The organism is Roseimicrobium gellanilyticum, assembly GCF_003315205.1.
Taxonomy (GTDB): domain Bacteria; phylum Verrucomicrobiota; class Verrucomicrobiia; order Verrucomicrobiales; family Verrucomicrobiaceae; genus Roseimicrobium; species Roseimicrobium gellanilyticum.
Genome location: NZ_QNRR01000011.1, coordinates 142,320 through 167,265 on the forward strand (window position 1 = coordinate 142,320; position 24,946 = coordinate 167,265).

Sequence of the window (24,946 nt, forward strand, 5' to 3'; positions counted from 1 at the left end):
CTTCTGGTCACAGTCTCGGGTGTGCTGACCGGGTTGGGTCTTGCGTTTGAGTGGTTCGTGCCAAGTCAGACCTGGCTGGCCACTGGCTGCTTTTTGCTGGCGACGATATCGGGTGGACTGCTCGTGTTTCCCGCAGCATGGAAAGCACTTCGTGCGCGTCGTCTCGACATGAATGTCCTGATGGCTGTCGCTGTTACTGGTGCGTGGCTTATCGGACAGGGGGAGGAAGCTGCAAGCGTGGTATTCCTGTTCGCTCTGTCTGAGCTCTTGGAATCCTGGTCAGCAGGCCGTGCTCGCCGTGCTATTGCTTCCCTTCTCAAGCTCAGCCCTGAAACAGCTCTTGTCACTGACTCCTCCGGAAAACAGGTGGAAAGGCCGGTCGGCGAACTTGAAGTCGGCACAGAGGTGCTGGTCAAGAGCGGCAGTCGTGTCCCGGTGGATGGTGTGATAGTCACCGGAAACTCCGCCATCAACCAGGCGCCCATTACGGGGGAATCTGTGCCGGTGGAGAAGCAACCCGGCGACCAGGTCTTTGCCGGCACGATCAACGGTGAGAGCTCGCTCACGGTGAAGGTCACGAAGCTCGCAGGGGATTCCACCCTGGCCAGAATCGTTCGCTTGGTTGAGGAGGCAGAAGGTCAGAAGGCTCCCACCCAGCGGTTCGTGGATCGCTTTGCAAGCTACTACACGCCCGCCGTATTCGTAGCGGCGCTGCTTGTAGCGACAATCCCCCCGTTGCTGTTTCAGCAATCATGGACCGATTGGCTCTATCGCTCACTGGTGCTGCTCGTCATCGCTTGCCCATGCGCATTGGTGATTGCAACACCCGTGTCCATCGTCTCAGGTCTCACTGCTCTTGCGCGCAGAGGGGTGCTGGTGAAGGGCGGAGCCTACCTTGAAGCGATTGGGAAGCTGCGGGCACTTGCAGTCGACAAGACCGGCACCATCACACAGGGACGTCCACAGGTGGTAAGAATTGTATCGCTACAAGGTGTCAGTGAGTACGAGATTCTGGCCAAGGCTGCGGCGATTGATACTCATTCGGAACATCCGCTTGCCAAAGCCGTGGTAGACGAGGCGGAGAAACGCGATGTGATCTTTACGCCCGCGTTGGACTACACTTCCCGGACGGGACGAGGCGCTGAGGGGCGCATTGGAGGTCATCCATTCTTTGTGGGCAATCATCGTATGACGCACGAATTGGGCGCGTGCACAGAAGAGGTGAAAGCCAGGCTGGCGGAGGTCGAGTCGGCAGGGCTGTCACTGGCAGTCGTTGGCCACATGCCCCATGATGGATGTTCCGCACAGGCTCTCGGCATCATCGCCATAGGCGATGCCCTTCGCCCTGAAACCCGGGAGGCCTTGAGGCTGCTACATGATGCCGGCCTTGAGAAGGTAGTGATGCTGAGCGGTGACAATCAGCGAACCGCGAGTGCCATCGCTCAGAAAGCCGGGATTGATGAAGCGATTGGTGACTTGCTTCCCGACCAGAAAGTTGAGCATGTCAAAGCACTGGTGATCAAGCACCGCTACGTCGGTATGATCGGCGATGGTGTCAATGACGCCCCTGCGCTCGCGGTCGCCAGTGTTGGTATCGCCATGGGAGCCATCGGCAGCGATACGGCCATTGAGACGGCAGACATGACGCTGATGAAGGATGACCTGACAAAGGTAGCTGAAGCGATCGTGCTCGGAAGACGCACCGTACGCATCATCCAATTTAATGTGGCCTTCGCCCTTGCCATCAAGGCCATTTTCCTAGTTCTAGCCCTGATGGGCCATGCCAGTCTCTGGATGGCCATCGTCGCCGATACCGGCGCCACGTTGCTTGTGATACTGAACGCCCTTCGGCTACTTCGAAACTAACCCAAAGGTAAACATATGAGCCGCGCCGTAAAGAAACGAAAAGCGCCGCCTCCTCAAAAGACGGTGATGACGTTGAGTGACAAACTCCTGGCCTTCGGGATTCCAGGGGTCATTTTCGGAAGCCTGATCTACATCTTGATTTCAGGCAACATCGAGAAGCACAGCATGGTACTCGATCGCACCCTCTCAAAGTGGCAGTCGCTATACCACCTTGATGAGGGACAGAAAGCGGAGATTAAGAGGATTGAAGTCGAGTTCCATGGGAAGGGAAATCCCTTCGCAGTCAGGACGGAACATTCGCGTGAAGAAATTCGGGAACACCATGTCTCAATTAGCAAGGTGATGAAACCTGAGGACGGTTCACGCTTTCTTGAAGCCATGGAGAGGGAACAAAGGTCCCACTAAACAATTCTGTTTTTCGAACCGGGCTGCCGTACTACTCGCTTGACGGCAGCCCGGTCGGTTCCTCCGTTACTCGTGCCCTGGGCAACGGTAACTTTGGTGATCTGCTCCATGCCAGATATGTGCATGGTGATGGTGGTGGCTCCCGCATGACCGGTTGTGAACATGTCCACCGCCATGTGAGTTGCCGCCTCCACCATGAGAATGTCCTCCATTGCCGCCGTGACCATTGCCACCGCCGTGGCTGTGGTCACCCTTCTTTTTGTGGTTGTGGTCCTTTGCTTCTAGCGGCGAGGAAAGACCGAAAGTTGCAACAGTCGCGAAGGCCAACATGGCAATCTTGCTGGCTTTGGAAGTGAAGAGTCTCATTTGTCTTTTAGGTTGGGATTTTAACCGTGCGGCGTTGTATCCGTGCCGAGGTTGTTGGTGAGACGAGACCCCTCCAAAATCTATTCGACATCGGATTCGAATTCTTTCCTGCCATAGCGTGCAGCAGCTAACCGGCGTATCGGCACTCGCGATCTCTTCTTGGCCAGTGGCAGTGCTCGCGACTATGTCGCGTGGGCGGATGGCTCCTCATTCCGCTACTGCTCAAGCGTCGCATCGAGTTTGGCTACTTCCTCGCGTGGACGTACTTTACCGCGATGGCAATCACCGAACTGGCTTACTTCATCTTCCCGTTCTTTTCAGGCCGGGAGCATGGTTACTTTCCAAGGATACTGAGCGTTGTTGCACTTGCGCCGGCTGCTTGGTGGGGCATGTGACGCCTCTCGAATTTTGAGAAGCAATAAGTGATTCGGCCCGAGAAGAGCGGGCGGGCAGCTTTGCAGGATGGGTCGTTTAATCGGCTCATGTTCAGTGAGTTGATGCTTCAGTGAAATCCACTGCATTTTTTCAAGGGTTTGGGGCCTGGGCGGTGTTCTCCCTAGTGAAGGCTCGAAGACATTCTTCGAACTGAAACACTGAACCAACCCTGAAATGAAAACGAAACTTACCCTGCTTCTCACCGCACTGGCCATGATTGGCGGCATCTCTACGGCCACGGCGGGCCCGGACATGCTGACGCTGGAACTGCGCAAGCAGATTGCAGATTCACACCGAGCGGCCCGCATCGCAGTGAGTGACAGCGGCCCTGTCCACTATGTGGCGTCTCCTTCTGGCAAGGGCGGCACTGTTGCGCGGACGGACGGCACAACCGGCATCGCTGTGTTCAAATCCAAGCCCACCAAGATGGCGGGCTGCAATGATGCGGCGTGCTGCGCCAAGGCCAAATCTCACAGTCACTAAGCTGGATCTGCCTAAGACCCGGCATTCTAAAACTCAAACGCCCCGCCTGTGAGTCTCAGGCGGGCGTGGTCTTCTTAAGGCTCACAGCTCTACCTCCCGAAACCGAATTCACTCCACGAACAAAAAGCATGAAAACCTCCAAGTTCCTCCTTCTTCTTGCCGCCGCTCTCTTCAGCTCCGGCATCCTCTCTGCCGCTAACGATGTGCCTGCTGGCTATCCTCTGAAAAAATGCGTCGTGTCCGGCGAATCGCTGGGAGAAATGGGCAAGCCCGTCAAGGTCACCAGCGAAGGCACGGACGTGTATCTCTGCTGCAAGTCCTGTGTGAAGGACTTCAACAAGGAGCCCGCCAAGTACGTCAAGATGGTCAAAGACGCTGCCCCCAAGAAGTAGCCATCCAGCCCCTTCCGCATTCTCGACAAAGCTGTCACAATGATACCGAGTCCTCCACCCCCAATCGTTCCCTCCGCCGGAAGGCGGTTGCGAGCATCCCCGCCATGAATGACGAGAAACTCAATCAGATGTTGCACTCCTGGAAGGTGGAGGCGGAGTTGCCGCCCTCGTTCCAGCGCGATGTGTGGCGTAAGATCGAAACGGCACAGGCAAATACCTCTGTTTTTGCCAACTGGCTGACCTCCTTTTTGAACTGGCTCGCCAAACCCTTGCCAGCGGTCGCCACCTGTGCGCTGACCCTTGGCGCTGGGCTTGTCGTGGGCGGTTTGGTCGGCAGGGACCAATCCGTCTCCAAACCCGCCGCCTACGCATATTCCATAGATCCACTCGCACAACTCTCCAACCCATGAAAACCGGATGGCTCATACTGATGGTCGCGGCCTTGCTCGGTGTCGCCGGCTTTACTGCCAGACTAGTTCAGTCCAAATCGCATGCCTCGTGTGCGAGCTGCGCGGCAAACGTTCGCGATCCGGGCACTGCCCTGGCGTGGATGAAGAGCGAGTTCCAGCTAAGTGAGGAAGAGTTCCAAAAGGTGTGTTCGCTGCATGAAGCCTATCTTCCGAAATGCGATGCCATGTGTGAGCGCATGAAGGAGGCCGGCACCCGGTTGTCTTCCATCCTGGCCCAGAGCGGACCGGAGATGACTCCCGAGGCCGAGGAGGCACTCCGTAACTATGAGACGCTCAGAGCAGAATGCCAGCGCGCGACCCTCGGCCATCTTGCCGAAACCGCCCGCGTGATGAAGCCGGAGGCGGGACGCGCCTACATGAAGAAGGTGCTGCCACACCTTTTAACCACGAACCAGCATGTCTCGGAGGTTACCCGCTAGGCATGGAGACTGGCGCCGACACTGATGCCTCCGCGATGTCGCGCCTGGCGGCGGGAGAAGATATGGCCCTCACGGAACTGATGCACCGCTGGCAGGACAGGGTTGCCTCTTTCCTGCTGCGCATGACAGGTAGCCACGCTACTGCGGGTGACCTTGCCCAGGAGACGTTTGTTCGCCTCTATCAAAACCGCACGCGCTATAAGCCGTCGGCATCATTTTCCAGCTACATCTTCAGCATCGCCGCAAATCTCGCACGCAATCACCACCGCTGGAGCGCCCGGCATCCTGCGGATCCCATCCATGAGCTGCAGAAGGATGGGAAAGAACCAACGATCGATGATTCCAGCCCTGATGAGGCACTGGCGCGAAGCGAAACCGCTGACGCAGTACAGCGGGCCGTCCAGGACCTGCCACCCGACTTACGCGAGACGCTGGTGCTCTTCACCTATCATGATCTCGGCTATCACGAAATCGCCTCCGCAGTCGGCTGCTCACGAAAAGCGGTGGAGACGCGGCTGTATCGGGCTCGGCAAACCCTGAAGGAAAAGCTGCAGCACCTCGCATCCTCACCCGTCTCCTCATGAATCCTCGTTTCCTGGCTATTTCCATGCTGGCTGCCACGGGCATCAGTCTTTCCACTGCGGTTGCCGCCGATGACACCACTACTACAGCGAATTCCGCGTTCATCCGGAAGCTGGTGAATGAAGCCCTGACCAATCATCCGAAGATGGACGCTGCGGAGGCCCGCACCCAAGCGGCAGAAGCTGCTGTCCGCACCGTGCGGCTGTGGGAGGATCCGCAACTCATGCTGGGCGGGACGGCTGCCCGTAAATCCATGCGCATGGACGATGGCGACATCATGGTGGGGGCTGAACAGATGCTTCCGCGCCGTGGGCTCTTCCAAGCGGAGAAACGCCGGGCTACTGCGGAACAGGCCATGCAGGGCGCGGAACAGCGCATGACAGCCTCGGACCTCGGGCTCTCCGTCGCACAGTCTGCCCTGGAACTCGCCCTGGCAGATGACCTCTTGCGGCTGCAAGCCGCAGAGCTGCGTGAGTTAAACGCTCTGGTCGATGTGGCACGCGAGCGCGCCAAGAACCCCGATGCGACCGCGGTGGAGACGCTGCGCCTCGAAGGCGAGCTGGAACTTCGCACACAAACCTTGGAAGCCGCAAAGCGACAGCGCACTCGGTTGGGTCTTACGTTGAGCCTGCTCACGGGCCGTTCGCCTCGCGCCGAGTGGCCTGAGCTGTCCCTTCCCAATACGGTCAGCGCAGAGCCAAGCTCATCCGCCCTTCTGGCCCGGCTTGAGAAAGACAACCCGTCTCTTGCCGTGCTGCGCCACAAGATTGAGGCCGCTCAAGCGGAAACCGACGCTTCGGTACAAAAGCGCAAACCTGCCTTCATGGTTGGTGTGGAATCAAACATCTATTCGGGCGGCGATCTGCGCGACGTCATGTTCACCCTCAAGATGTCGCTCCCTTGGTTCAACGATCCCATCTACAAGGCTGAAACGGCCCGTACGAATCTCCTCCGGGACGCTGCGCAACACGACCTCGCCTCAGAGGTGCGTACTCTCGACGGAGAACTTGCCTCAATGCTCACCGAAGCGGAGAACCAGCGGAGGCTTGCCAAAGCCTACCGCACACAGGTGTTGCCTCGTCAGGAAAAGACGGTTGAAGCCGTCAAGAACGCTTGGGTGTCTTCCAAGGCCACACTGCTTGAAGTCCTCGAAGCTCGCCGCATGCAGCTCGATACCCGCATGGAGATGGAGCGTGCCCTCGCCGCGCATCATGCCGCCCTGCAAAGTCTTACTGCTCTCACGGGCGGCTTTGCCCTCCCCAAAGTATCCAAGCCATGAAATTTGTTCTCGTCCTAGTGCTCCTCACTGCCGCAGCGGGTGCGGGATGGTACGCCCGCGACCGTTTCGGATCCACGCAACAGCACAGCGATGCGCCGGCAGCCAAGGGTGAACGCAAAGTGCTCTACTACCAGAGCGCCATGCATCCCTGGATCAAGAGCGACAAGCCGGGACGCTGCACCATTTGCGGCATGGAACTCACGCCTGTCTATGAAGGAGAAAAGGGCTTCGATAGTGCAGCGGAGGGCGATGTCGTGGCACTGACGCAGACCCAGATTCAGGTGCTGCATGTACAGACCGCTGAGGCCAAGGTCCAGCCATTGACTAAAACGTTGCGAGTGGCCGGTGTGATGGATGACGATGAACGCCGCCACCGGATCATCAGCGCCTACGTCGATAGTCGTGTGGACAAGCTCTTCGCCAACCACCACGGAGCGGAAGTCGTTGCCGGCGAGCCTCTAGCCCGAATCTACAGTCCCACCCTGCTACAGGCCGAGCGTGAGTATCGTCAGCTTACCGGCGACCTGAAAAAGAACACGGCGCTCCGCCTTCAGCAGATGGGCCTCACACCCGATCAGATCGAAGCGCTTCCACAAAAGCCAGCGGACACCCTCTACTCGGAGATTCTGTCGCCTCTCACAGGGACCGTGGTGGAACACGATGTGTACGAAGGCCAGTACGTAACGATGGGTCAGAAGCTCTTCGAGATCGCAGACTTCGGCGTCATGTGGTTTCAGTTCCGGGCCTATGAACAGGACATGCCGTGGATCAAGATCGGACAGAAGGTGGAGGTCGTTACTCCCTCTGTGCCAGGCAAGGTATTCACCGGAGAGATTACCTTCATTGACCCGAACTTTGATGAAGCCACTCGCTCAACCCAAGTGCGGGTAGAGCTGCCGAATCCCCTGGTGGATGGCCGCCGGGAGATTCTGCACCGCCTCTACGCGGATGGGGCTGTGAAAGTGGAAATTCCCGAGGTGCTCGCTGTACCGAAATCCTCGGTCATGCAGACAGGGCCGGAAGCCGTGGTGTATGTGGACGAAGGAGGCGGTGTTTACGCACGCAAGGTGGTGAGACTCGGACGCCGCGGTGACTCGTTGCTAGAGGTCCTCTCCGGCATCAAGGCAGGCGACAAAGTGGTGACCAATGGGAACCTGCTCATCGACGGACAAGCGGAAATGAACCGTTCCTTCATGACGCCGGCGGAGCCAATACCCTCCATGCTCGGGAAACTGACCGAGCCTCAGAAGAAATCCATCGGTGACTTCCTGAAGGTGGCAGACGCCATGGCAGCCGCCCTTTCCGCCGACAACCTGGCCGCTTTCAACAAGGCCAGCGAACCGGCAATGAAGACGACTGGCGCGATGGTTGAAGCCCTGCGTGCCCATGAAGAGCTTGTCCCCAAGCTGGAGGTCTTGGAAAAAGGCAGCCACTTCCACGGGTTTGAGAACATTCAAAAAGCGCGTGAAGCCTTTTACGGGTTCACGATGGCAACCACCGCATTGCTGGAGCCACTGAGAACGAGCGAAGGCATGCCGGAGTTCCAGGTATGGGAGTGCTACATGGTCGATCGCATCATCGATGGCGCTCCCAAGTTTGGTCACTGGGTGCAGACTGGCGGCCGCCCCGGGCACAATCCCTTCTTCGGTAGCGACATGCTGGAGTGCGTGAAGGAAATCAAACCGGGAGAGGCCAAACCGTGATCGAGCGCATCATTGAGTGGAGCCTCAAGAACCGCTTCCTTGTCGCCTGTGGCGCCTTGCTGCTCATCGCCATGGGGGTGAGAGCCATTTACCTCACCCCGGTAGATGCGATTCCGGACCTCACGGAAAACCAAGTCCTCGTCTATGCCGACTGGATGGGCCGCAGTCCGCAGGAGGTGGAAGACCAGGTGACCTTCCCCTTGTCCACCGGCCTGCAAGGCTTGGCTGGGGTGAAGGAGGTGCGTGCGACCTCCATGTTCGGATTCTCGCTTGTCACCATCATCTTCGAGGACAAGGTGGACACGTACTTCGCGAGGGCGCGTGTCCTGGAGCGGCTCAACTACCTGCAAGGATCCATGCCAGAGGGTGTGCAGCCTCAGCTTGGGCCGGATGCCTCGGGCCTCGGCTGGGTCTATCAATACTACTTTGATGTGGATCCGGCGCAGGCAGCAAACGGCGGCTACGACCTCTCGCAATTGCGTTCACTTCAGGACTGGTATGTGCGCTATCAGCTCGCCAGCGTGCAGGGCGTGGCCGAGGTGGCCAGCATTGGCGGTTTCGTGAAACAGTATCAGGTGGAGCTGTCCTCCACCAAGATGCGCATGGCAAACGTCACGCTCATGGACGTGATGACCGCAGTGCAGAACGCCAATCTCAACGTCGGCGGCAAGGTGGTGGAGGAGAACGGCGCGGAGTTCGTGTTGCGCGGCATTGGACTGGTCACGAGCCCTGAGGATCTGGAACTCGTCACGGTCAAATCGGTGGAGGGAACCCCCGTCTATCTGAAGGACATCGCCACAGTCCAGATCGGCGGTGACTTCCGGCGAGGTGCTCTTGACCTGAATGGTCAAGAGGCCGTGGGGGGCACGGTGGTAATGCGCACAGGTGAGAACGCCAAAGCTGTAATCGAACGCATAAAAGAAAAGATCGAGCAGATCGCTCCCAGCCTGCCCCCGGGAGTCACCATCAAGCCATTCTATGATCGCAGTGAACTGATCGACAACACCATCGGCACGCTCAAGCATGCGCTGACCGAGGAGATCATTCTGGTCACGCTCGCGCACATCATCTTCCTCTGGCATTTCCGCAGCATTCTCATCGTCACGCTGCCACTTCCTGTCTCCATCCTGATTTCCTTCCTGCTCATGAAGGAGTTCGGTATCACGAGCAACATCATGTCCCTGACGGGCATCGCCATCGCCATCGGAGTGCTGGTGGATGCCGCCATCGTGGTCACGGAGAATGTCATTCGCCACTGTGAAAGGGCCGAAGAAGAAAAGGGCGGTAGGCTGAGTTCGCAGGAGACCTGGGATGTCACGCTGGCAGCCTGCAAGCAGGTAGGCAGGCCCATCTTCTTTGCCATGGCCATCATCATCCTGGCCTTTGTGCCGGTGTTTGCTCTGGCCGGACAGGAGGGCAAACTGTTTCACCCGCTCGCCTTCACCAAGACGTTCGCGATGATCGGATCCACGCTCCTCGCGGTGACTTTGGTGCCGGTGCTGTGCTCGTTGCTGGTCCGCGGGCCATTCCACTCCGAGGAACACAACATCGTGATGAAGTTCCTGCTGCGCATCTATGAGCCGGCGCTCGATTGGGCACTCGACCATCGCAAGACGGTCATCATGACAGCGCTGTTCATCCTCTCCGTCGCACTGCTCACTGCCTTCGGACTACCACGCACCACGGTGAAACAGATCCGCGATGCTGGCCATCCACGGCTGGCGGACGTGCTCACTGGCTTTGGCAAGGAATTCATGCCGCCGCTCAATGAGGGCAGCCTGCTTTACATGCCGGTGATGATGCCAAAAACGGGCCTCAGCGAGATCCAGCGTGTCATGTCCTGGCAGGACAAGATCATTGCAGCAACGCCCGAAGTGGAGACGGTCGCTGGCAAGCTGGGCCGATTTGAAACCGCCACGGATCCTGCGCCCACCGAGATGCTGGAAACGACCATCATGCTCAAGCCTGAGTACATTCCGGATGGCCGCTGGCGCGTGAAACGCAACCCCGCGTGGCGCGAAGGCATGACAGTCGAAAAGCTGAAAGCCGAACTCACCGAGAAGATGAAGCAGGTGCCTGGCTATGTCCCCGCATTCCTGCAGCCCATCGAAAACCGCATCCTGATGCTCTATACTGGCATCCGCGCGCAGGTGGGCGTGAAGATCTACGGCGACAATCTCGACAAGATCCAGCGCAAAGCCTTCGAGGTGGAGCGGCTGATCAACAGCATCGAAGGTGCCAGCGGTGTCTCGCCCTCCCGCGTCCAGGGCAAACCGTATCTCAACATCCAGGTCGATCGTCAAGCCATGGCCCGCTATGGCCTCAGCGCTAAAGACGTACTCGATGCCGTGGAAATTGCCATCGGCGGAAAGAACGCCAGCACCACGATTGAAGGCAGACAGCGTTTCCCCATTCAGATCCGCGTGGAGCGAGGCGAACGTGATGACATCGAAAAGCTGAGCAGCATCCTCATCGCAGCGCGGCCCGGTATGAGCGCTGCCAGTGCGTCACCGGCAGTTGGCGGAATGAGCGGTGGCATGGCTGGTGGCGGCAGTCCAGCAGCCCCAGTCGGCGGCATGGCCACCGCAGGCTCTGAGCAGCCTATTCCCTACATTCCGCTGGGCATGGTGGCGAAAATCACCCGCGAGGTAGGCGCCAACGAAATCGCCAGCGAGAATGGCCGTCTGCGCTCCTACGTGCAGGCCAACGTCCAGGACCGCGACTTGGGCGGCTTTGTGCAGGAAATCGAGCAGAAGCTCAAGAGCATTAACTGGGAGGGCATGACCTACAAGATGACGGGCGAGTACGAGAATCAGCGCCGCTTCGTGCAGACCATGCAGGTCGTCTTTCCCATCGTCCTGCTCATCATCTTCGTCCTCCTGTACATCGTCTATCACAGCGCTCTGGAAGCCGCTCACGTCATGCTTGCCGTGCCTTTCGCACTGAGCGGTGGCGTACTCCTGCAAAAACTCCTGGGCTACAATTTCAACGGTGCCGTCTGGGTTGGCTACATCGCGCTCTTCGGAACCGCCGTCCAGACCGGGGTCGTCATGGTCGTGTATCTGGAGGAAACCGTGAAAGCTCGCATGGCCGCACTCGGCAGCGCATTCTCATACGCCGACCTCGTCCAGGCCGTGAAGGACGGCGCCCGCCTCCGCCTCCGCCCAAAAGTGATGACCGTCGCCACCATCGTCGCATCCCTGATGCCCATCATGTGGAGCCACCGCCAGGGCGCCGAAGTCATGAAGCCCCTGGCGACTCCCGTGATCGGCGGCATGATTTCCAGCCTTGTTCACATCCTCATTGTCACCCCGGTGATTTTCCTGTGGCTTCGAAGCAGGGAGTTGAGAAAAGGCCATCAATTGCCATCGACCCGAGTGGACAGTATACCAAAAGGTTGACGCCGGCCGGAGTGGTCATCACATGTCAAAACTATACGTAAAACTTATATTTGGGATGGGGAGTGATGTTTTCCGGAACCTCGCGGAGGATGTCGCCCACCAATCGAGCGAAGCGGACCGTTATTGGCATAAGCCCATACATGCGAGCCGAGTTCCAATTCATTTTCGTGAGGGCAAGCGCCTCCTTTAGCAACTGCGAACGAGGAGTGTCTCCGATGTGGTCGGCCAATTCAAGGGGGCTGGGAACGTGTCCTTGCGGAAATCGCCCGAGGAAGGGGATGTAGCCCGTGGTATAGAGGAAAGAAACGTCGCCAAGAGTAAACGACGTCCCTCGCAAAGGCGGGTAGGAGCCAGCGCGAATTAAACGGATCTCGCTGGTTGGGCGAAGAGCTACCAAATCACATTGGGACACCCGTCGTAGAGACCTTTGGAAACCCCGAGTTTCGTCCGGGTCGAACCGCGAGGTCTTATGGACCACGATTCGAGTAGGTCGTTGATGACGAAGTTTCTCATACTGCTCCAACACGTCATCAATCAATTGCGCCGCCAAATCCTCTGTCAGGTGAGGGGTCTTCCCCTGTTTCTGCTCGTCCCAATTGAAGTTGTGCCCCCTGAGTACCAGCCCTTCTCCGTTCTCGTCAAACGCCTGTACGAGGCTTGTCCGCAGCGTGGAAGCCTGTCCAAGCGGTCTGTAGAAACTGACGCCAACGAAGCAGCTGGAGGCCGGCAGATCGGCGGGTCCCCATGGCAGGCCATCGACTTTAAAATAGAGACCGTTGAAGAGATTCCATGCCCGCTCAGAAAGGTGATCGAGTTCACGGGAGCTAGCTTCTACATTCAACGTCGATTCCTGAATGATCTGGGTTGCGGTGTTGTACTGCATCGCCCTTGCTTTGAAGGCACGTCGCAGATCGCGATGGACCATTCCCACACCCTTCTCGTGGTAGTCAGCAACGCGGCACTCCTTGAACATTTCTGGAGGGACCACAAGCACCACGTAGTTCAGCGGGTGATCGTGCTCTTGTGTCATGAGCCGAAGCTTTTCCGTGAGCAGCTCCAACGTTGCGTCGAAACGTTGTTTGCTGTCGCGAATCTTAAGAAGGTCACCGAGTTCAGTTTGGGTGATCTTTTCGTTAAAGCTATCATCCATCTTGAGGGTGAAGCGGTAACCTCTGTCAATCTTGCATCCCGGGAACGGAGCATGCTGATCGTCGCCATCAAGACCATCGCAGCAGGTCTCATAAAACCGCATCGCCTTCTGAATTCCTTCGCCCGTGCCAATGAATCCAGCGTGCACCTCGGTCTTGTGCCGGGATGTGCCCACCGAAGCTGGACCATAGAGAGGGATTCCAACTTTGGGATCCACGTGCATCGAGCCACCTCCGAATGTCAAAGACGGCTCTTCGAACCACTCTGATGAGGCTGTGATCTGTTTGAGCTGCTTCTGCTGAAAGGGTTTAGTCGGCCTCATCGTCGGAATCCTCCTCATCTGTCTCTTCTTCCTCGTCATCTTGCCCAGAGGACGCTTGCTGAAGTTCACCAAAGGTGAAAAGGTCTTCATCAAAGACTTGGTTGGTAAATGCCTTGGCGTCGGCTGGAATGCCCTCCCACTCTACATCGAGGGACAATAGCTGTGTTTCAACAATGGCGAACTGTGCCCCAAAGTTCAGGATGAAGCGCGGTTTTCCGCCAGACAAGAAGTCACGCCAAAAGTGGACTTCGCTCAAATAGCCGTCGTTGAACATCCTGGCTTTCAACTTCGTGACTTTGCGGCCGACGAATTTTGAATTGTAAGGAGTCACTCCATCTTTGGTGACGTGCCGTTCGGGGCGAATGGTGAAGCACCATTGCTCAGCAGCGAGTTGATGGAAGCTGAGGTCGGCGGCCAGGTGAAGCCAGTGCCTTTTCCCTTCGCCTGTTTTCCGCGTTTTTGGATTCCACACGACATTGCGAGACTCGTTGCGTCCAGTGAGAGTGCGATATGGTTCAACTCGTTCGGTTTCGGCTTCTGTCGGGACAAAGTAGAAGCGGTGATGTTCTCGGTCGAAGAAGACTCTCTTTCGTCCGCAGTGCTTCGCTATCGCGCTATTCAGTAAACTTACGAATCGTCGCTTCCCCTCAGCCTCCGTGCACAAATCTCTCACGGGAATACGGATCGCTCCAACCGGGTTCGCAACTTTCGCGAAGGGGTTCTCATAGGCGCGAAGATCCTGGAAGGCGAACAGCCGGTTCTCTCTAAGAATGAAAGGGACGAACTCCTCTCGGCTGATGCTCATGTAATCAATTTCCTTCTTCACTTCGTCCTTCTGCTTCTCTGTGTAGTCGGTTTCGGCAGAATAAACGTACCTTGGCAACTGCGAAACGTGAAGGAGCGTGCTGTGCAACGATTCCTTTGTTTTGGCTGTTGGCGCTTTTGTCTGAGGAAGACGGGTTGCCTTTGCGATTTTGGCCTCGTGGTCTGCCTTCATCTGCCGCAGAACCTGCACACTGTAGACCTGGGGATTACGGTCGACTACGGTGTGGTGAGGAGAACATAACAAGAGAATATTCGTGGCCTTATTACGTTGCTCATCACTCATCTTCTCTCGACCACGAGGTCCCTGTCGTTGCTCTGCAACAATGTGAGCGAGTTCGCCAATAATCGTGGCATCGGATCCGGCATCGTAGTTGACAAGCGATACTCCGCAGCCCGGAAAGGCGCACACGCCACCCGAAGCTAGGCAAACCAATTTCTGCTCTGGAAGCGGAATTGACATGTCATCGATTATAATCTTTTTTCGACAATTTCAAAAAGTTAATAATCGCCAATGGCAGACTCTCTTCCACTTCTGTGGAACGCCGGAGCGCACTATGGACTAGGAAGCCTAGGGATGAGAAGCTGCTTAGGGATCGCACAGCTAAAAGAAAAGCCCCGCTGATTCAGCGAAGCTCTCCTTGAGGGCACCTCAGTTGAGCCCGAGCCCAACGTGGGTGTCCAGCAAGCCGTGGAGTGCTTCCGTGCGTTTCGGAAGCTCAGCCAGGTTGCCATCTTTTAACGATTCCGTGAATGCGTTGAAGAGCGACCAAACATTGCGTGCCTCGAATGCAGCATGCCGAGGTTCTCGCCATTCATGAAGAACGGAGGGAATGAGGCGATTACTGCAGACGCCGACATCCGTGGCCCGGATGACGAGGTCGTGGGCGCTGGCGTCGTCGATATCGGCCTCTTTGTAGGCGCCGATACGCTTGTCTTGATCGTGCCATTTGGCCATGAGGCGACCCACGGCCCGCTCAGTGAGTTGGGGCAGATCGCGCATGATGAAGCGCGTGTGCTTCCTGGCGAATTTGACCTCTCCGGAGAAGCTGAGGTTGTCGCAGCAAAAGACAGTGGCGCCAGCGACGATACCCGCGGGGAATGTCTTGTCATGGCTGTTACGTAGGCCTAGCACCCAGCAGTAGTCCTGGCTGGAACTGCGGCCCATGATTTCCATGAGACCAAAGTAGCGATTTCCTTCAGCATCCAGGCTGTGGGCTACACTGCCCAAGCGAAGGTTAGAGGCTGCCAGAGTCCGCTCGATGGTTTGAACCAGTGTGGCATGGGGGATGGGTTGCCAGGTCGCAGTTGATGGCGGGGTGCGAACTCTGGCAACTTCATCCAATGTGGCGAGGCGGGCACCGCAATGGAGGATGAGATTTGGATGGTGTGGCCGGGCCTGAACGGGAGGCGCCGTGACGACCGGGAGTGCGAGGGCATTGTCATTCATGATGGTGGTTCCTTTCTTATGGTGAGACTCAAATGAAGAGGCCCATGCAGCGGGTTGCTGCATGGGCCGGAGCGGTGGTTGCGGAGTTGAGCGAAGTCGGTCAGAACTGGACAGCTTGCAAAGCACGCAGGCGTTGGCGGAATGTGTGGAGTTCCTTGGTGCCTGCCTTTTGTTCCCGCAGCGCGATCCGCAGCTTGGTGCCGAGGTCGCGCAGTTTGTCCTGGGACTGGCTGTGGTAGGCGCGAAGTTCGTCCACCAGTTCGATGGCGTGTTCCATCTGACTCTTGTTGGCCGAGTTTGGCGAGGCATTGTGATCGCCGCTTTGGAGAGAGGCCACGTTTGGTGGCGTCTCGAGCGATGCTGGGCTGGCCTCAGTCTGTTCTAGCGCAGGTGTGGGCGTTGCTTGTGGTATCGTGGCCTCCGCCTCCCTTGCTGGCACTTCTGATGTACTGGGCGTAGTTTCGCTCGGACCGTTCGGTCGCAAGGGCATGACGATCATCTGGCGCCCCCCTTCGGTGAACCGCAGGGGTGAGATTTCGTCGATGAGGCCAATGGTGCAAAGACCGAAGCCCAGCGCCTTGGCCAGGAATCGCCGATCCACAAAGACGCGCTGGTCCGGACCTTTTGCCTCTACGTTGGGCAGGGGCACCCGGGTCCAGTCTCGGTCTTCAGGCGCTTTAGCCAGCAAGGCGGCTTCGCCATGGTCCCAGGCAATGCCGATGGTCTGATGCAGTGGCTCATGGCAGGGCAGGCGATTGATGGCCTGTTGTACCTGTTCCACAGTGTCTGCACCGAGGACCAGGGTGGTCTTGGTGGACGCTGCGTCCGGTACAGCAACTTTCCACTCTGGGTAGTTGCCGGTCAGTTGCCGGGTGATGAAGCGCCAACGGCGGCTACTCAGCTGCACCCAGCCTGGGACGTCCGTCTCTTGCGAGGGAGTCACCTTGAGCCGCCAGTTGCCGTCGAGGGCAAAGTCCCGCCAGCCCAAAAACTTGTGCTTGGGCAGCACCATGGATTGGGTGAGCGGCAGTGTGAATGAGTTGCTGCTGTAGAGATGTTTGCCATCGGTGCCCACCACGTAGTGAGCCCCAGCTTTGGAAACGTCAATGCAGGCGCTTTGGAGGATGTAGCGGCCGGGATCGCCGCTGGAACACTCCAGCGCCTCCAGCAGGGATTGGCGGAGGGTTTCAGGGAGCGGGATGGGCTCGCCTTTGAGCTTTGGCACTTCGGGAAACTCACCGACCGGGAAGGCCCGGATCTTGGCCTCGCCGGTCTGTCCTGCCAGGGGGAACCTGAGCAGCGCAGTGTCTTCTGAGGCCGGTTCCAGTTGGAGGGTTTCGCCCTTGCCGCAGTTCTTGCTGAGACGCTGGAGGTCTTCGAAGGAAACCACCATGGCGCAGGGACTGCCCTGACCGGGCTGTTCGAGGCGCATGGTGACGAACCGATCGAGGTCAGTGGCGGTGAGGCACACCCAGCCGTCGGCGGTGCGTTCCACCTGGATGCCGCCGAGGATGGGCAGGGTAGTGTGGCGATTGATGACTTTGCTCAGGCCGGTGAGCGCGGGTTTGAGTTCATTGAGGGGAAGGGAAATCGGATTCATGAGGTTGTCCTTTCTGTTTGGTTGAATTGAGGGGTCGGGTGTGGGCACAAAAACGCCGATGCCACCGCGAAGGACGGCATCGGCAGTGGTAGGGAACCGCGAGGTTGGGTTCAGTGGCGCAGGAGCCAGCGCAGGAGCAGGCCGCCTGCCACGGCAATGAGCACGCCTGCACTGAGGCGTCCCGGAATCTGCGCGAGATTGGAGCAGATCTGCAGCAGGGCGGCTGACCAGGTAGTGAGATGTTCCAGGAATACTGCCACCAAGGGACTGATGCACAGTAGTGGCACCGCAGTGAACAGTGCCAGCAGCAGGCAGCGGCGGCACCATTCGCGAAGCAGGCCGTTGGGGGACAGCCAGAACTCGAAGCGATGCAGCGTGTGATGCAGGACCGTGGTCGAGCGAGCCAGATGGCCTTGTCGGGGAAGCGAGCGATCCACGCGTGGTGGTGCCAGCGGTATTGCCGACAATTTCCACCGCGAGATGGCCAGAGACCACTCTTTCCGATTCGAAACCTCGTGGGGAGGTTCGTTGTCAGGAGACGTTGTCATGGCTGTCTTCCGCCTCCTTTCGAGTATCGGAGCCAAGGCTCATGCCGATGAGCAGCGCCAGCACCGTGGTGACGCCGGCGATGACAGTCAGGGTCTGCCACCGGCTGCGCCAGGACTGCTCCAGGGCGAGTCGCTGCTCTGTTTTTTGGTGCAGTTCCTTTTGCGCCTGGAGTTGTTCCTCCAGGATCGTGTTCTGTTGAACGAGGTTCTCCACCGAGATTGCCGGGATGCTGGAAACTCCATGGTCCCTGGACTCCGGCGGCGTCCGGCGTCCGCACGAGGTCACGAGGCATATCAGCAGGAGCCAAAGGATGGGATGAATGATGCAGGTAATCTTCATGGCTATGCAGATGGATGAGGTTAAACCCGCCTCCCAGTGGAAGACGGGCTTGGCATGTGGATGTGAGCAGCGAGGTGCCCTTCAGACCGTAACCGGCTCGGGTTTGTATTTGAGCTGGGCGGTAGTGCACTCTTCCGCGCGGATGTCCTCCCTTGGACCGAGATACACTGGCTGGTAGATGGAGCCGGACTCACGGAAGGCGTACAGGTAGCGGCATTCCACAATGGTGCCCGGAGCCGGGACATTGTGGTTGGGTGGAATAGTCACGTTGCCCGCGGACACGACGCGGTCCCCATCAAAGAGGATCAGGGACACGCTGCGTTTGGGGTTGGGCTTGGTGACGATGAAGGAGGCTGTCTCGCAGAACTTGTACTTGAGCTGCATTCCTCCCGAGGCGGGACGGCCCGGAGTGTACGGAGCCATCATGTGTCTGAAGACCGCCCCTTCGCGATGCTCGCGCTGAAGCCGCGTGAACATTTCCCGCTTGGCACTGAGCTGGCAGGCGATGTCCACGAGTTTGAAGTGCGGAGGAATGGAGACCTTGAGGAACTTGCTCAGACGCACGAAGCGTTCGGCGTAGCCCTCATGGCGCAGATCCTCGCTGTGGAGGCTCAGGGCATCGAACACGTGAAGCACGTCGCCCAGACCTTCTCCATCGAGGATGAAGTCGGCAGTGCAAGCCAGGGCGCTCTCCACCATGGTTTGGGGAAGAGCGGTTTCCTGGCCGAGGCGATTGATGCCGGTGATGGTGGTGCCTTCCTTGCGGATGAGGAGACGCCGGCCATCGATTTTCTCCTGCAGCCACCAGTCCGGGTGAGTGAGCAGTTCCTGGACTTTCTCCTCCTCAACGGGATTGAGGAGTTGGCAATGGATGCCGGTAGGTGCTTTGGCGGTTGCCGGGAGGGTGGCGGCGGTCACGCCGCCGTTGCCATCAGCTACCAGATAGCCTTTGGCAGTTTTCTCGCGCACCAACTTGTCGAAGGTGCGCTTGGCTTCGTCGTGCCTGACTGGTGTGGGTGTCTTGGTGCCTGCGTTGAGGGTCGAACCGCGACGGCCATAGGCGAAGGTGACGACATATCCGCCGTCCTTGGGCACAATGGAGGCCTGGTAGACTTTGTCAGAGGCGCCTTCGCGGTAGTAGAGGGAGATGCTTTCCATGGGTTGGAGTCCTTTCTGTCGAGGTTTGGAGTTTGAGTTTCGGGGTGAAAACAGAGCGACCCGCACACCGGAAAGGCGTGCGGGTCGCTTGTTGGTTGAGGTGGATGGTCGTTCGCTACTTCCAGCGCCGGCATTCGTTGAAGAACTCACAGCTGGCGCACTGCATCCCGGGCGAGGGAACGAAGTCGCCACGCTGGAGGCCGGTCTGGTACGCGTCCATGAGATGGAACAGCCGGGTTTGCTGGTCGTCACTCATGGGTGGCATGGGAGTGATCACCACCTTGGGGTTCTTGAGTTTGACCAGGTGATGCAGTTCCAGCCCCAGCTCGCGCTGCCCGGTATTGTGCCGGTACAGCACGGCGTAGCCGCTGGTCTGCACTTCGTGGGTGTGAGCCACCTTCTCCGGGTTGGGGGTGGTGGATGAGGTCTTGTAGTCGATGATGCGGCGTTGTAGGACCAAATCGAGGATGCCCACCAGACGAGGCAGACCGTGCTGGCGCAGGTCTGCTTCGATAGACACCTCGATTGCATCCGGCTTGAGATCCTCCGGGAGGGGATGCTCCCGGAGGTACGTCTCGAATAGGCGCCAGCCGATGGCCTTCTCCTCGGCCTCGGAGCTGGCCCAGTCCACCTTGCCCTCGCTCTCATCCGTCCACGCTGCAGAGTATGCGTCGTGGAGGGCTTTGAGTGAGAGTGGCTGCTGGAGCCAGCGGGCTCGGTTGCGGGCTTTGAGCGCTACATGCACGGCATTGCCGACATGCAGGGCTGGAGTCTTGGGCTTGGGAATGGATAGCACGTATCTAAAGAAGAACTTCAACCGGCATTGCAGGAACAGCGTCAGCCGGGAAGCTGACACGGCCTGCAGGAGTTCAGCGATGATGTCTTTTTCGGCCCGTGTGCTTGCCTCCGGGGTGGAGACAGGCGTCTTGGGCTGGGTGGTGCGGGCACTCATGATGAGACGGCAGGTTCGTGTTGGGATGATGACGGCTGCCTGCGGCGGTGGGTCTGACGGGGCTGACCCACCTTCGCGAGCAGTTCGTCCAAGAGCTGGGAGGCCTGCATCTTGTTGAGCTCCCGGACACCGATGCCGAAGAACTGGCGGGCCAGATCTTCTACCCCTTGCTTGTCGAGGTTGTGCTCGTTGACCAGGCGCAGGATGAACCCGCGCTGGCCATCGGTGCAGTTCCATCGCTCGCTGCTCGCATTGCCATTGCTGGCCCGAGAGTGACCGTTGACGCTGTTTCCACGGCCATTCCCGTTTCGGGCATGGCCGTTTGTGTGCCCATGGGCATGCCCGGTTCGGTGGCCATTGTTCCCCGATTGGTCCACGGCGTCGATGCCGTAGAACTCCCCGGGAACAAAGCCGACCTGCTGGATCTCATGATCAACCGATTGCTGAAGAAGCTGGTAGAGCTTCTGGCATTCGGCCTCCACTTGGGAGAGATCGGTGAGTTCCACTTCAACAGAAGCGCTGAAGCTGTGAGAGCTGAAGCCAGGAAGGCCGAGTTTCTTGCTGTAGTTGGCGGACAGTTTGACTGCCATGAGGTTGGTTTCCTTTCGATTGGGTTTGGTGTGGGATGAACCTTCCACCCCAGAAACGACAAAACCCGGCGCGGGGCCGGGTTCGGAGGTGAGGGATGGAAGGAACAAAACTGGCTACCGCTTGGAAGCGGTGTCAGCGTGGTCTGGATGCTCCTGTATTGCGGATGAGGTCTGTGCTTGCATTTGGGCCAACTGCCATCCCGTAGTCCCTTGAAGGGCCACGGTCAGCAGCTCGTCCACGAGGCGAGTCATCGGCTTGCGCCGGTGTCGAGCTTCGTGGTAGAGAGCACAGACCACATTCCGCGAGATGCAGGGCACATAGTGCCGGGGACTGGACATGGTGAATGAAGCAACCGGTAGGAGGTGCTTCACAAGTATATGACACGGCGAAGCAGCCTATTGCAGTGAGGTCCTCAGGCCGGACCGGCTGAAGTGGCGACACCAGTGCATTCTGACTTTTTTGTAACATTTCCAGCCGATTCGAGATTTGACGAATCGTAAATTACCGATACGACTCAGGCATGGAAAGGTCGATTGCCGTCGCTCATGCCCTGGCTGATGAAACTCGCTGGCGCATCGCAGCGCTTATGACTGACGAAGCACTGTGCGTCTGCGAGCTGGCCGACGTGCTCGAAATGGCCCAGTCCACCGTGTCCAGTCACTTGCAGGTGATGCGAAAGGGAGGGCTCGTCACTGTGGAGAAGGAAGACAAGTGGGCCTACTATCAACTGTCTGAAGAAGTGCTGCCCGTATGGAATGCGCTGCGAGCACTCGAAGCAGAAAAGGCCGACAAAACCTTGGACCGCGATCGCAAAAAGGCCATTGCGCGGTTGGCATTAAGAGGGCGCAGCGAATGCAAAGGGCCCCGTCGCAGCATTCCTCCCCTAAGAACTGCGCCCCAGCTCGGCACCGGCATGCGCAAGGCGCAGCCCGCTTGATTTTCAATCTCTCACACAACATCTATGGCAACACGCATCGGCATCAATGGTTTCGGCAGAATGGGACGTCTCGCGTTACGCGCAGGCTGGGCCTGGCCTGAAGTAGAGTTTGCTCACATCAATGAAATCGGTGGCGACGGAGCCACTTCTGCACACCTGCTCTATTTTGACTCCGTTCACGGCCGGTGGGATCGCGAATGTTCTGGCGACGCCGACAATGTCTTCATCGACGGCAAGACGGTCAGCCACACCAGCAAAAAAGACTTTTCCGAAGTGCCGTGGGGTGATCTCGGGATCGATATTGTGCTTGAGGCCAGCGGAAAGTTCCGCAAACAAGAACAGCTGGAAGCTTACTTCAAGGCCGGCGTGAAGAAGGTCATCGTCGCGGCTCCAGTAAACACCGGTGCACTGAACATCGTGATGGGCGTGAATGATCATCTTTACGAGCCCGATGAGCATCACCTGCTGACTGCCGCTTCCTGCACGACCAACTGCCTAGCCCCCGTGGTCAAAGTGATCCACGAAGGATTGGGGATTCGCCACGGGATGATCACGACACTGCACGACATCACGAATACCCAGTCGATACTCGACAAGCCTCACAAAGACCTCAGGAGAGCACGTGCCTCCAGCATGTCACTCATTCCCACGACGACTGGTTCTGCGACAGCTATCGGCATGATTTTCCCTGAACTGCTTGGGAAACTGGACGGTGTGGCAGTTCGCGTTCCGCTCGCCAATGCATCGCTCACGGATTGCGTTTTTGAGGTCAGTCGCAAGACCACTGTTGCTGAAGTAAATTCACTTCTCGAGCAAGCGGCAAATGGGCCTCTCAAAGGAATCCTCGGCTATGAAACGCGGCCCCTGGTGTCGATTGATTACAAAGACGATCCACGCTCTTCTATCATTGATGCGCTGTCGACCATGGTGACCAACGGCACCCAAGTAAAAATCCTCGCCTGGTACGACAATGAGTGGGGTTACGCCAACCGCTATGCGGAACTGGCGCGCAAGGTTGCATCGTCACTCTCCTAAGCCTTCGGTATGACGAAGAACGCGGACAACAGCAATGTGCGAAACTACGCTGTAGTCACGGCAGCGTATTGGGCGGACACACTGGCAGACGGCGCAATCCGTATGCTGGTGCTGTTCTACTTCTACCAACTTGGCTACACGGCTCTTCAGGTCGCTTCGCTGTTTCTGTTCTACGAGGTCTTCGGCATCATCACCAACCTCTGCGGAGGATTTCTGGCAACTCGCTTTGGTCTCAAGAGCACATTGTTCATGGGACTCGGCACGCAGGTGGCGGCGCTCCTCATGCTTGGCCTGATGCCGGCCAGCTCTCTCACCGTTGCGTACGTCATGGTGTCGCAAGCTCTCTCTGGCATTGCCAAAGACCTTACGAAGATGAGCAGCAAAAGTGCGGTCAAGCTCGTTGCCGGTGAGAGCCAAGGGAGGCTTTACAAATGGGTCGCCATCCTCACTGGGAGCAAGAACGCCCTGAAAGGCGTCGGATTCTTCCTGGGAGGGGTCATGCTGTCTTTCATTGGCTTTCAGCCTGCGATCTGGACTCTCGCCTCAATCGTCGCTGCAGCCATGCTATTGGCTGCACTGCTCATGAAAGGCAGCCTTGGCGTCTCCAACAAAAAGGTAAAGTTCCGTCAGATCTTCTCCCCAGACCGGAAGGTCAATATTCTTGCGCTGGCGAGGATGTTCCTCTTCGGTGCCCGCGATGTCTGGTTTGTGGTCGGGGTGCCGGTGTTTCTCTCGTCCGTTCTCGGATGGAAGTTTTGGCAGTCTGGCGGTTTCATGGCCCTGTGGGTGATTGGTTACGGGATTGTACAGGCGTCGGCTCCAGCCATCGTGGGAAAGCCGAGGCAGCAGAAGTCCGCGCAGCCCGATGGCGGAACCGCGACTTTGCTTGCATTCGTGTTGGCATTTCTACCCGCGATCATCGCAGCTGCTCTGTGGCAGAATTTCAGCACGACATTTGTCGTTGTCGGCGGGCTCATAGCTTTCGGCATCATTTTTGCCCTCAATTCCGCAGTTCACTCCTACCTCATACTGGCATACACCGATAGCGACAAGGTCGCAATGAATGTAGGACTTTACTACATGGCCAACGCCTGCGGTCGACTTGGCGGGACAATTCTCTCGGGCCTCCTTTACCAGCTGGGTGCCGCCCGCTCAGTGAACGGCGGACTAATCTGGTGCCTGATTGCCTCGGCTATTCTCGTCGCCAGCGCCGGCCTGTTGTCGATCTGGCTTCCCCGGGGAGGCGTGAAAGGGACCGTAGCTGAAGCAGGATAATTTCCTTAAAAAAGGCAGCATCCAATGACGGTCATTGACGTAATGTAAAAAGACGTTATGATGAAGTCCGTCATGAAAGACCTAATCGCATTCAACCACGCACTCTCCGACGACAAACGCTGGAGAATCCTGCAACTCATTATGAGTGAGGCACTTTGCGTGTGCGAGATCGCGGACATCATGAAGATGCCCCAGTCATCCGTCTCAAGTCACGTCCAGGTGATCAAAAAAGCCGACCTGCTGGACAGCGAGCGGCGCGAGAAGTGGATCTACTACCGGGTGCAGAGCAAGCACCGAGCTCTTCTCAATTCGATTGCCAATTACTTCGGCGTTTCGCCAGAGTCCGAACCGGTGATGCGGGCGGACGCGAAACATGCCGAAAAGCGCCTCGCCAAACGTGAGGCAAGCTGCTGCCCAAGACCGGAAGAATTAGCCAGTAAAATCCCCATTAAGAAACCAACGAAAGCAGGAAAGCCATGAACCTACACGAACTGAAGACACTCCTTCGCGACAATGCCGGAAAACATTTCCGCCTCAAGCTGCCCGACGGCGATCCTGTGCCGGTTTCATTTCACGTAACTGAGGTGGGCCGCGTTCAGAAAACCTTCATTGACTGCGGAGGTAAATTCCGCGAGTCAGTTGCCTGCCAGCTTCAGATCTGGGTAGGCGAAGATGTTGAGCATCGCATCGAAGCGCAAAAGGCGGCCGCTATCCTTGAGAAGGCCAAAACATTCCTTCCTGACGAGACTATTCCCGTCGAGATCGAGTATGAGAAAGACGTCATCTCGCAATACACCATTGAAGGGTCTGAAAGTCACGCTGACTCCCTAGTGCTGACTCTGGCGCCCAAGCATACGCAGTGCCTTGCGATGGAACTTTGCGGCGTACCCGACAAGTCCAAGAAGGAGGAGGCAGCTTGTTGCACGCCGAGCAGCGGATGCTGCGCATGAACCGAACCCCGGAGAA

The 24,946-nt window shown here is 57.8% G+C and carries 26 protein-coding genes; 16 read left to right on the forward strand and 10 right to left on the reverse strand.

Going from position 1 to position 24,946, the window contains the following annotated elements:
• The first annotated feature begins 57 nt into the window (after positions 1–57).
• The 11 genes from DES53_RS24935 to DES53_RS24985 all read left to right on the forward strand — a co-directional run bounded on the left by DES53_RS24935 (position 58) and on the right by DES53_RS24985 (position 11,801).
• Positions 58–1,866 (forward strand): heavy metal translocating P-type ATPase, encoded by a 1,809-nt coding sequence (locus tag DES53_RS24935; protein WP_211325677.1) that lies wholly within the window; start codon positions 58–60, stop codon positions 1,864–1,866.
• 72 nt (positions 1,867–1,938) lie between these two features.
• Positions 1,939–2,271 carry a hypothetical protein gene (locus DES53_RS24940; protein ID WP_147263603.1) on the forward strand — a complete coding sequence of 111 codons (333 nt, stop codon included), beginning with the start codon at positions 1,939–1,941 and terminating at the stop codon, positions 2,269–2,271.
• Positions 2,272–2,828: 557 nt separating this feature from the next.
• On the forward strand, positions 2,829–3,032 hold the full coding sequence (locus tag DES53_RS33185) for a hypothetical protein (RefSeq protein ID WP_113961056.1): 204 nt from the start codon (positions 2,829–2,831) through the stop codon (positions 3,030–3,032).
• A gap of 214 nt (positions 3,033–3,246) precedes the next feature.
• The gene (locus tag DES53_RS24955; protein WP_113961057.1) at positions 3,247–3,555 is read left to right on the forward strand and encodes a hypothetical protein; all 309 of its coding nucleotides are present in this window, start codon (positions 3,247–3,249) and stop codon (positions 3,553–3,555) included.
• Between the two features lie 128 nt (positions 3,556–3,683).
• Positions 3,684–3,947 (forward strand): hypothetical protein, encoded by a 264-nt coding sequence (locus DES53_RS24960; RefSeq protein ID WP_113961058.1) that lies wholly within the window; start codon positions 3,684–3,686, stop codon positions 3,945–3,947.
• Between the two features lie 104 nt (positions 3,948–4,051).
• Positions 4,052–4,357 carry a hypothetical protein gene (locus DES53_RS24965; protein ID WP_113961059.1) on the forward strand — a complete coding sequence of 102 codons (306 nt, stop codon included), beginning with the start codon at positions 4,052–4,054 and terminating at the stop codon, positions 4,355–4,357.
• A complete protein-coding gene (locus tag DES53_RS33190; RefSeq protein ID WP_170157378.1) occupies positions 4,354–4,836 on the forward strand; it encodes a hypothetical protein in 483 nt (160 codons plus the stop codon). Before DES53_RS24965 ends, DES53_RS33190 begins: the two co-directional genes overlap by 4 nt.
• Positions 4,837–4,838: 2 nt before the next feature.
• The gene (locus tag DES53_RS24970; protein ID WP_170157379.1) at positions 4,839–5,420 is read left to right on the forward strand and encodes an RNA polymerase sigma factor; all 582 of its coding nucleotides are present in this window, start codon (positions 4,839–4,841) and stop codon (positions 5,418–5,420) included.
• Complete coding sequence (locus DES53_RS24975; protein WP_113961061.1) at positions 5,417–6,697, forward strand: TolC family protein; 1,281 nt, start codon at positions 5,417–5,419, stop codon at positions 6,695–6,697. The genes DES53_RS24970 and DES53_RS24975 overlap by 4 nt, the downstream gene beginning before the upstream one ends.
• Entirely contained in the window at positions 6,694–8,400 is a 1,707-nt protein-coding gene (locus DES53_RS24980; RefSeq protein ID WP_113961062.1) for an efflux RND transporter periplasmic adaptor subunit, read from the forward strand. The genes DES53_RS24975 and DES53_RS24980 overlap by 4 nt, the downstream gene beginning before the upstream one ends.
• Positions 8,397–11,801, forward strand: a complete 3,405-nt coding sequence (locus tag DES53_RS24985) for an efflux RND transporter permease subunit (RefSeq protein ID WP_113961063.1) — start codon at positions 8,397–8,399, stop codon at positions 11,799–11,801. The genes DES53_RS24980 and DES53_RS24985 overlap by 4 nt, the downstream gene beginning before the upstream one ends.
• 31 nt (positions 11,802–11,832) lie before the next feature.
• Here the strand turns inward: DES53_RS24985 and DES53_RS24990 are convergent, their stop codons facing one another.
• From DES53_RS24990 to DES53_RS25035, 10 genes are all read right to left on the reverse strand, one after another.
• Positions 11,833–13,362 carry an argonaute/piwi family protein gene (locus DES53_RS24990; RefSeq protein WP_170157380.1) on the reverse strand — a complete coding sequence of 510 codons (1,530 nt, stop codon included), beginning with the start codon at positions 13,360–13,362 and terminating at the stop codon, positions 11,833–11,835.
• A complete protein-coding gene (locus DES53_RS24995; RefSeq protein ID WP_147263604.1) occupies positions 13,259–14,557 on the reverse strand; it encodes a hypothetical protein in 1,299 nt (432 codons plus the stop codon). The genes DES53_RS24990 and DES53_RS24995 overlap by 104 nt, the downstream gene beginning before the upstream one ends.
• Positions 14,558–14,746: 189 nt before the next feature.
• Positions 14,747–15,544, reverse strand: coding sequence for a DUF932 domain-containing protein (locus DES53_RS25000; RefSeq protein ID WP_113961066.1), 798 nt, complete (start codon positions 15,542–15,544; stop codon positions 14,747–14,749).
• A 100-nt stretch (positions 15,545–15,644) separates the two neighbouring features.
• The gene (locus tag DES53_RS25005; RefSeq protein WP_113961067.1) at positions 15,645–17,144 is read right to left on the reverse strand and encodes a beta clamp domain-containing protein; all 1,500 of its coding nucleotides are present in this window, start codon (positions 17,142–17,144) and stop codon (positions 15,645–15,647) included.
• A 110-nt stretch (positions 17,145–17,254) separates the two neighbouring features.
• Complete coding sequence (locus tag DES53_RS25010) at positions 17,255–17,692, reverse strand: hypothetical protein (RefSeq protein ID WP_147263605.1); 438 nt, start codon at positions 17,690–17,692, stop codon at positions 17,255–17,257.
• Positions 17,676–18,032: a hypothetical protein gene (locus DES53_RS25015; protein WP_113961069.1), complete on the reverse strand. Its 357-nt coding sequence runs from the start codon at positions 18,030–18,032 to the stop codon at positions 17,676–17,678. The genes DES53_RS25010 and DES53_RS25015 overlap by 17 nt, the downstream gene beginning before the upstream one ends.
• A gap of 81 nt (positions 18,033–18,113) precedes the next feature.
• On the reverse strand, positions 18,114–19,190 hold the full coding sequence (locus DES53_RS25020; protein ID WP_113961070.1) for a WGR domain-containing protein: 1,077 nt from the start codon (positions 19,188–19,190) through the stop codon (positions 18,114–18,116).
• A 115-nt stretch (positions 19,191–19,305) separates the two neighbouring features.
• Positions 19,306–20,142 carry a RecB family exonuclease gene (locus tag DES53_RS25025; RefSeq protein ID WP_113961071.1) on the reverse strand — a complete coding sequence of 279 codons (837 nt, stop codon included), beginning with the start codon at positions 20,140–20,142 and terminating at the stop codon, positions 19,306–19,308.
• Positions 20,139–20,732 carry a hypothetical protein gene (locus DES53_RS25030; protein ID WP_113961135.1) on the reverse strand — a complete coding sequence of 198 codons (594 nt, stop codon included), beginning with the start codon at positions 20,730–20,732 and terminating at the stop codon, positions 20,139–20,141. The genes DES53_RS25025 and DES53_RS25030 overlap by 4 nt, the downstream gene beginning before the upstream one ends.
• Before the next feature lie 114 nt (positions 20,733–20,846).
• On the reverse strand, positions 20,847–21,071 hold the full coding sequence (locus tag DES53_RS25035) for a hypothetical protein (protein ID WP_113961072.1): 225 nt from the start codon (positions 21,069–21,071) through the stop codon (positions 20,847–20,849).
• Between the two features lie 182 nt (positions 21,072–21,253).
• Here DES53_RS25035 and DES53_RS25040 point away from each other — a divergent pair, with 182 nt between their 5' ends.
• From DES53_RS25040 to DES53_RS25060, 5 genes are all read left to right on the forward strand, one after another.
• Positions 21,254–21,670, forward strand: coding sequence for an ArsR/SmtB family transcription factor (locus DES53_RS25040; RefSeq protein ID WP_113961073.1), 417 nt, complete (start codon positions 21,254–21,256; stop codon positions 21,668–21,670).
• Positions 21,671–21,694: 24 nt separating this feature from the next.
• Positions 21,695–22,705 carry an ArsJ-associated glyceraldehyde-3-phosphate dehydrogenase gene (locus DES53_RS25045; protein ID WP_113961074.1) on the forward strand — a complete coding sequence of 337 codons (1,011 nt, stop codon included), beginning with the start codon at positions 21,695–21,697 and terminating at the stop codon, positions 22,703–22,705.
• Between the two features lie 9 nt (positions 22,706–22,714).
• Positions 22,715–23,980 carry an organoarsenical effux MFS transporter ArsJ gene (gene arsJ, locus DES53_RS25050; protein WP_113961075.1) on the forward strand — a complete coding sequence of 422 codons (1,266 nt, stop codon included), beginning with the start codon at positions 22,715–22,717 and terminating at the stop codon, positions 23,978–23,980.
• A 72-nt stretch (positions 23,981–24,052) separates the two neighbouring features.
• Entirely contained in the window at positions 24,053–24,460 is a 408-nt protein-coding gene (locus DES53_RS25055) for an ArsR/SmtB family transcription factor (protein WP_170157381.1), read from the forward strand.
• Entirely contained in the window at positions 24,457–24,930 is a 474-nt protein-coding gene (locus DES53_RS25060) for a DUF6428 family protein (protein ID WP_211325678.1), read from the forward strand. Before DES53_RS25055 ends, DES53_RS25060 begins: the two co-directional genes overlap by 4 nt.
• Positions 24,931–24,946 lie beyond the last annotated feature (16 nt).

Excerpts from the sequence above, each read along its gene's own strand:
- DES53_RS24955 (WP_113961057.1), top strand. The coding sequence starts at position 3,247 with ATGAAAACGAAACTTACCCTGCTTCTCACCGCACTGGCCATGATTGGC.
- DES53_RS24960 (WP_113961058.1), top strand. The coding sequence starts at position 3,684 with ATGAAAACCTCCAAGTTCCTCCTTCTTCTTGCCGCCGCTCTCTTCAGC.
- DES53_RS24965 (WP_113961059.1), top strand. The coding sequence starts at position 4,052 with ATGAATGACGAGAAACTCAATCAGATGTTGCACTCCTGGAAGGTGGAG.
- DES53_RS33190 (WP_170157378.1), top strand. The coding sequence starts at position 4,354 with ATGAAAACCGGATGGCTCATACTGATGGTCGCGGCCTTGCTCGGTGTC.
- DES53_RS24970 (WP_170157379.1), top strand. The coding sequence starts at position 4,839 with ATGGAGACTGGCGCCGACACTGATGCCTCCGCGATGTCGCGCCTGGCG.
- DES53_RS24975 (WP_113961061.1), top strand. The coding sequence starts at position 5,417 with ATGAATCCTCGTTTCCTGGCTATTTCCATGCTGGCTGCCACGGGCATC.
- DES53_RS24980 (WP_113961062.1), top strand. The coding sequence starts at position 6,694 with ATGAAATTTGTTCTCGTCCTAGTGCTCCTCACTGCCGCAGCGGGTGCG.
- DES53_RS24990 (WP_170157380.1), bottom strand. The coding sequence starts at position 13,362 with ATGAAGACCTTTTCACCTTTGGTGAACTTCAGCAAGCGTCCTCTGGGC.
- DES53_RS24995 (WP_147263604.1), bottom strand. The coding sequence starts at position 14,557 with ATGTCAATTCCGCTTCCAGAGCAGAAATTGGTTTGCCTAGCTTCGGGT.
- DES53_RS25000 (WP_113961066.1), bottom strand. The coding sequence starts at position 15,544 with ATGAATGACAATGCCCTCGCACTCCCGGTCGTCACGGCGCCTCCCGTT.
- DES53_RS25005 (WP_113961067.1), bottom strand. The coding sequence starts at position 17,144 with ATGAATCCGATTTCCCTTCCCCTCAATGAACTCAAACCCGCGCTCACC.
- DES53_RS25010 (WP_147263605.1), bottom strand. The coding sequence starts at position 17,692 with ATGACAACGTCTCCTGACAACGAACCTCCCCACGAGGTTTCGAATCGG.
- DES53_RS25015 (WP_113961069.1), bottom strand. The coding sequence starts at position 18,032 with ATGAAGATTACCTGCATCATTCATCCCATCCTTTGGCTCCTGCTGATA.
- DES53_RS25020 (WP_113961070.1), bottom strand. The coding sequence starts at position 19,190 with ATGGAAAGCATCTCCCTCTACTACCGCGAAGGCGCCTCTGACAAAGTC.
- DES53_RS25025 (WP_113961071.1), bottom strand. The coding sequence starts at position 20,142 with ATGAGTGCCCGCACCACCCAGCCCAAGACGCCTGTCTCCACCCCGGAG.
- DES53_RS25030 (WP_113961135.1), bottom strand. The coding sequence starts at position 20,732 with ATGGCAGTCAAACTGTCCGCCAACTACAGCAAGAAACTCGGCCTTCCT.
- DES53_RS25035 (WP_113961072.1), bottom strand. The coding sequence starts at position 21,071 with ATGTCCAGTCCCCGGCACTATGTGCCCTGCATCTCGCGGAATGTGGTC.
- DES53_RS25040 (WP_113961073.1), top strand. The coding sequence starts at position 21,254 with ATGGAAAGGTCGATTGCCGTCGCTCATGCCCTGGCTGATGAAACTCGC.
- DES53_RS25045 (WP_113961074.1), top strand. The coding sequence starts at position 21,695 with ATGGCAACACGCATCGGCATCAATGGTTTCGGCAGAATGGGACGTCTC.
- arsJ (WP_113961075.1), top strand. The coding sequence starts at position 22,715 with ATGACGAAGAACGCGGACAACAGCAATGTGCGAAACTACGCTGTAGTC.
- DES53_RS25055 (WP_170157381.1), top strand. The coding sequence starts at position 24,053 with ATGAAAGACCTAATCGCATTCAACCACGCACTCTCCGACGACAAACGC.
- DES53_RS25060 (WP_211325678.1), top strand. The coding sequence starts at position 24,457 with ATGAACCTACACGAACTGAAGACACTCCTTCGCGACAATGCCGGAAAA.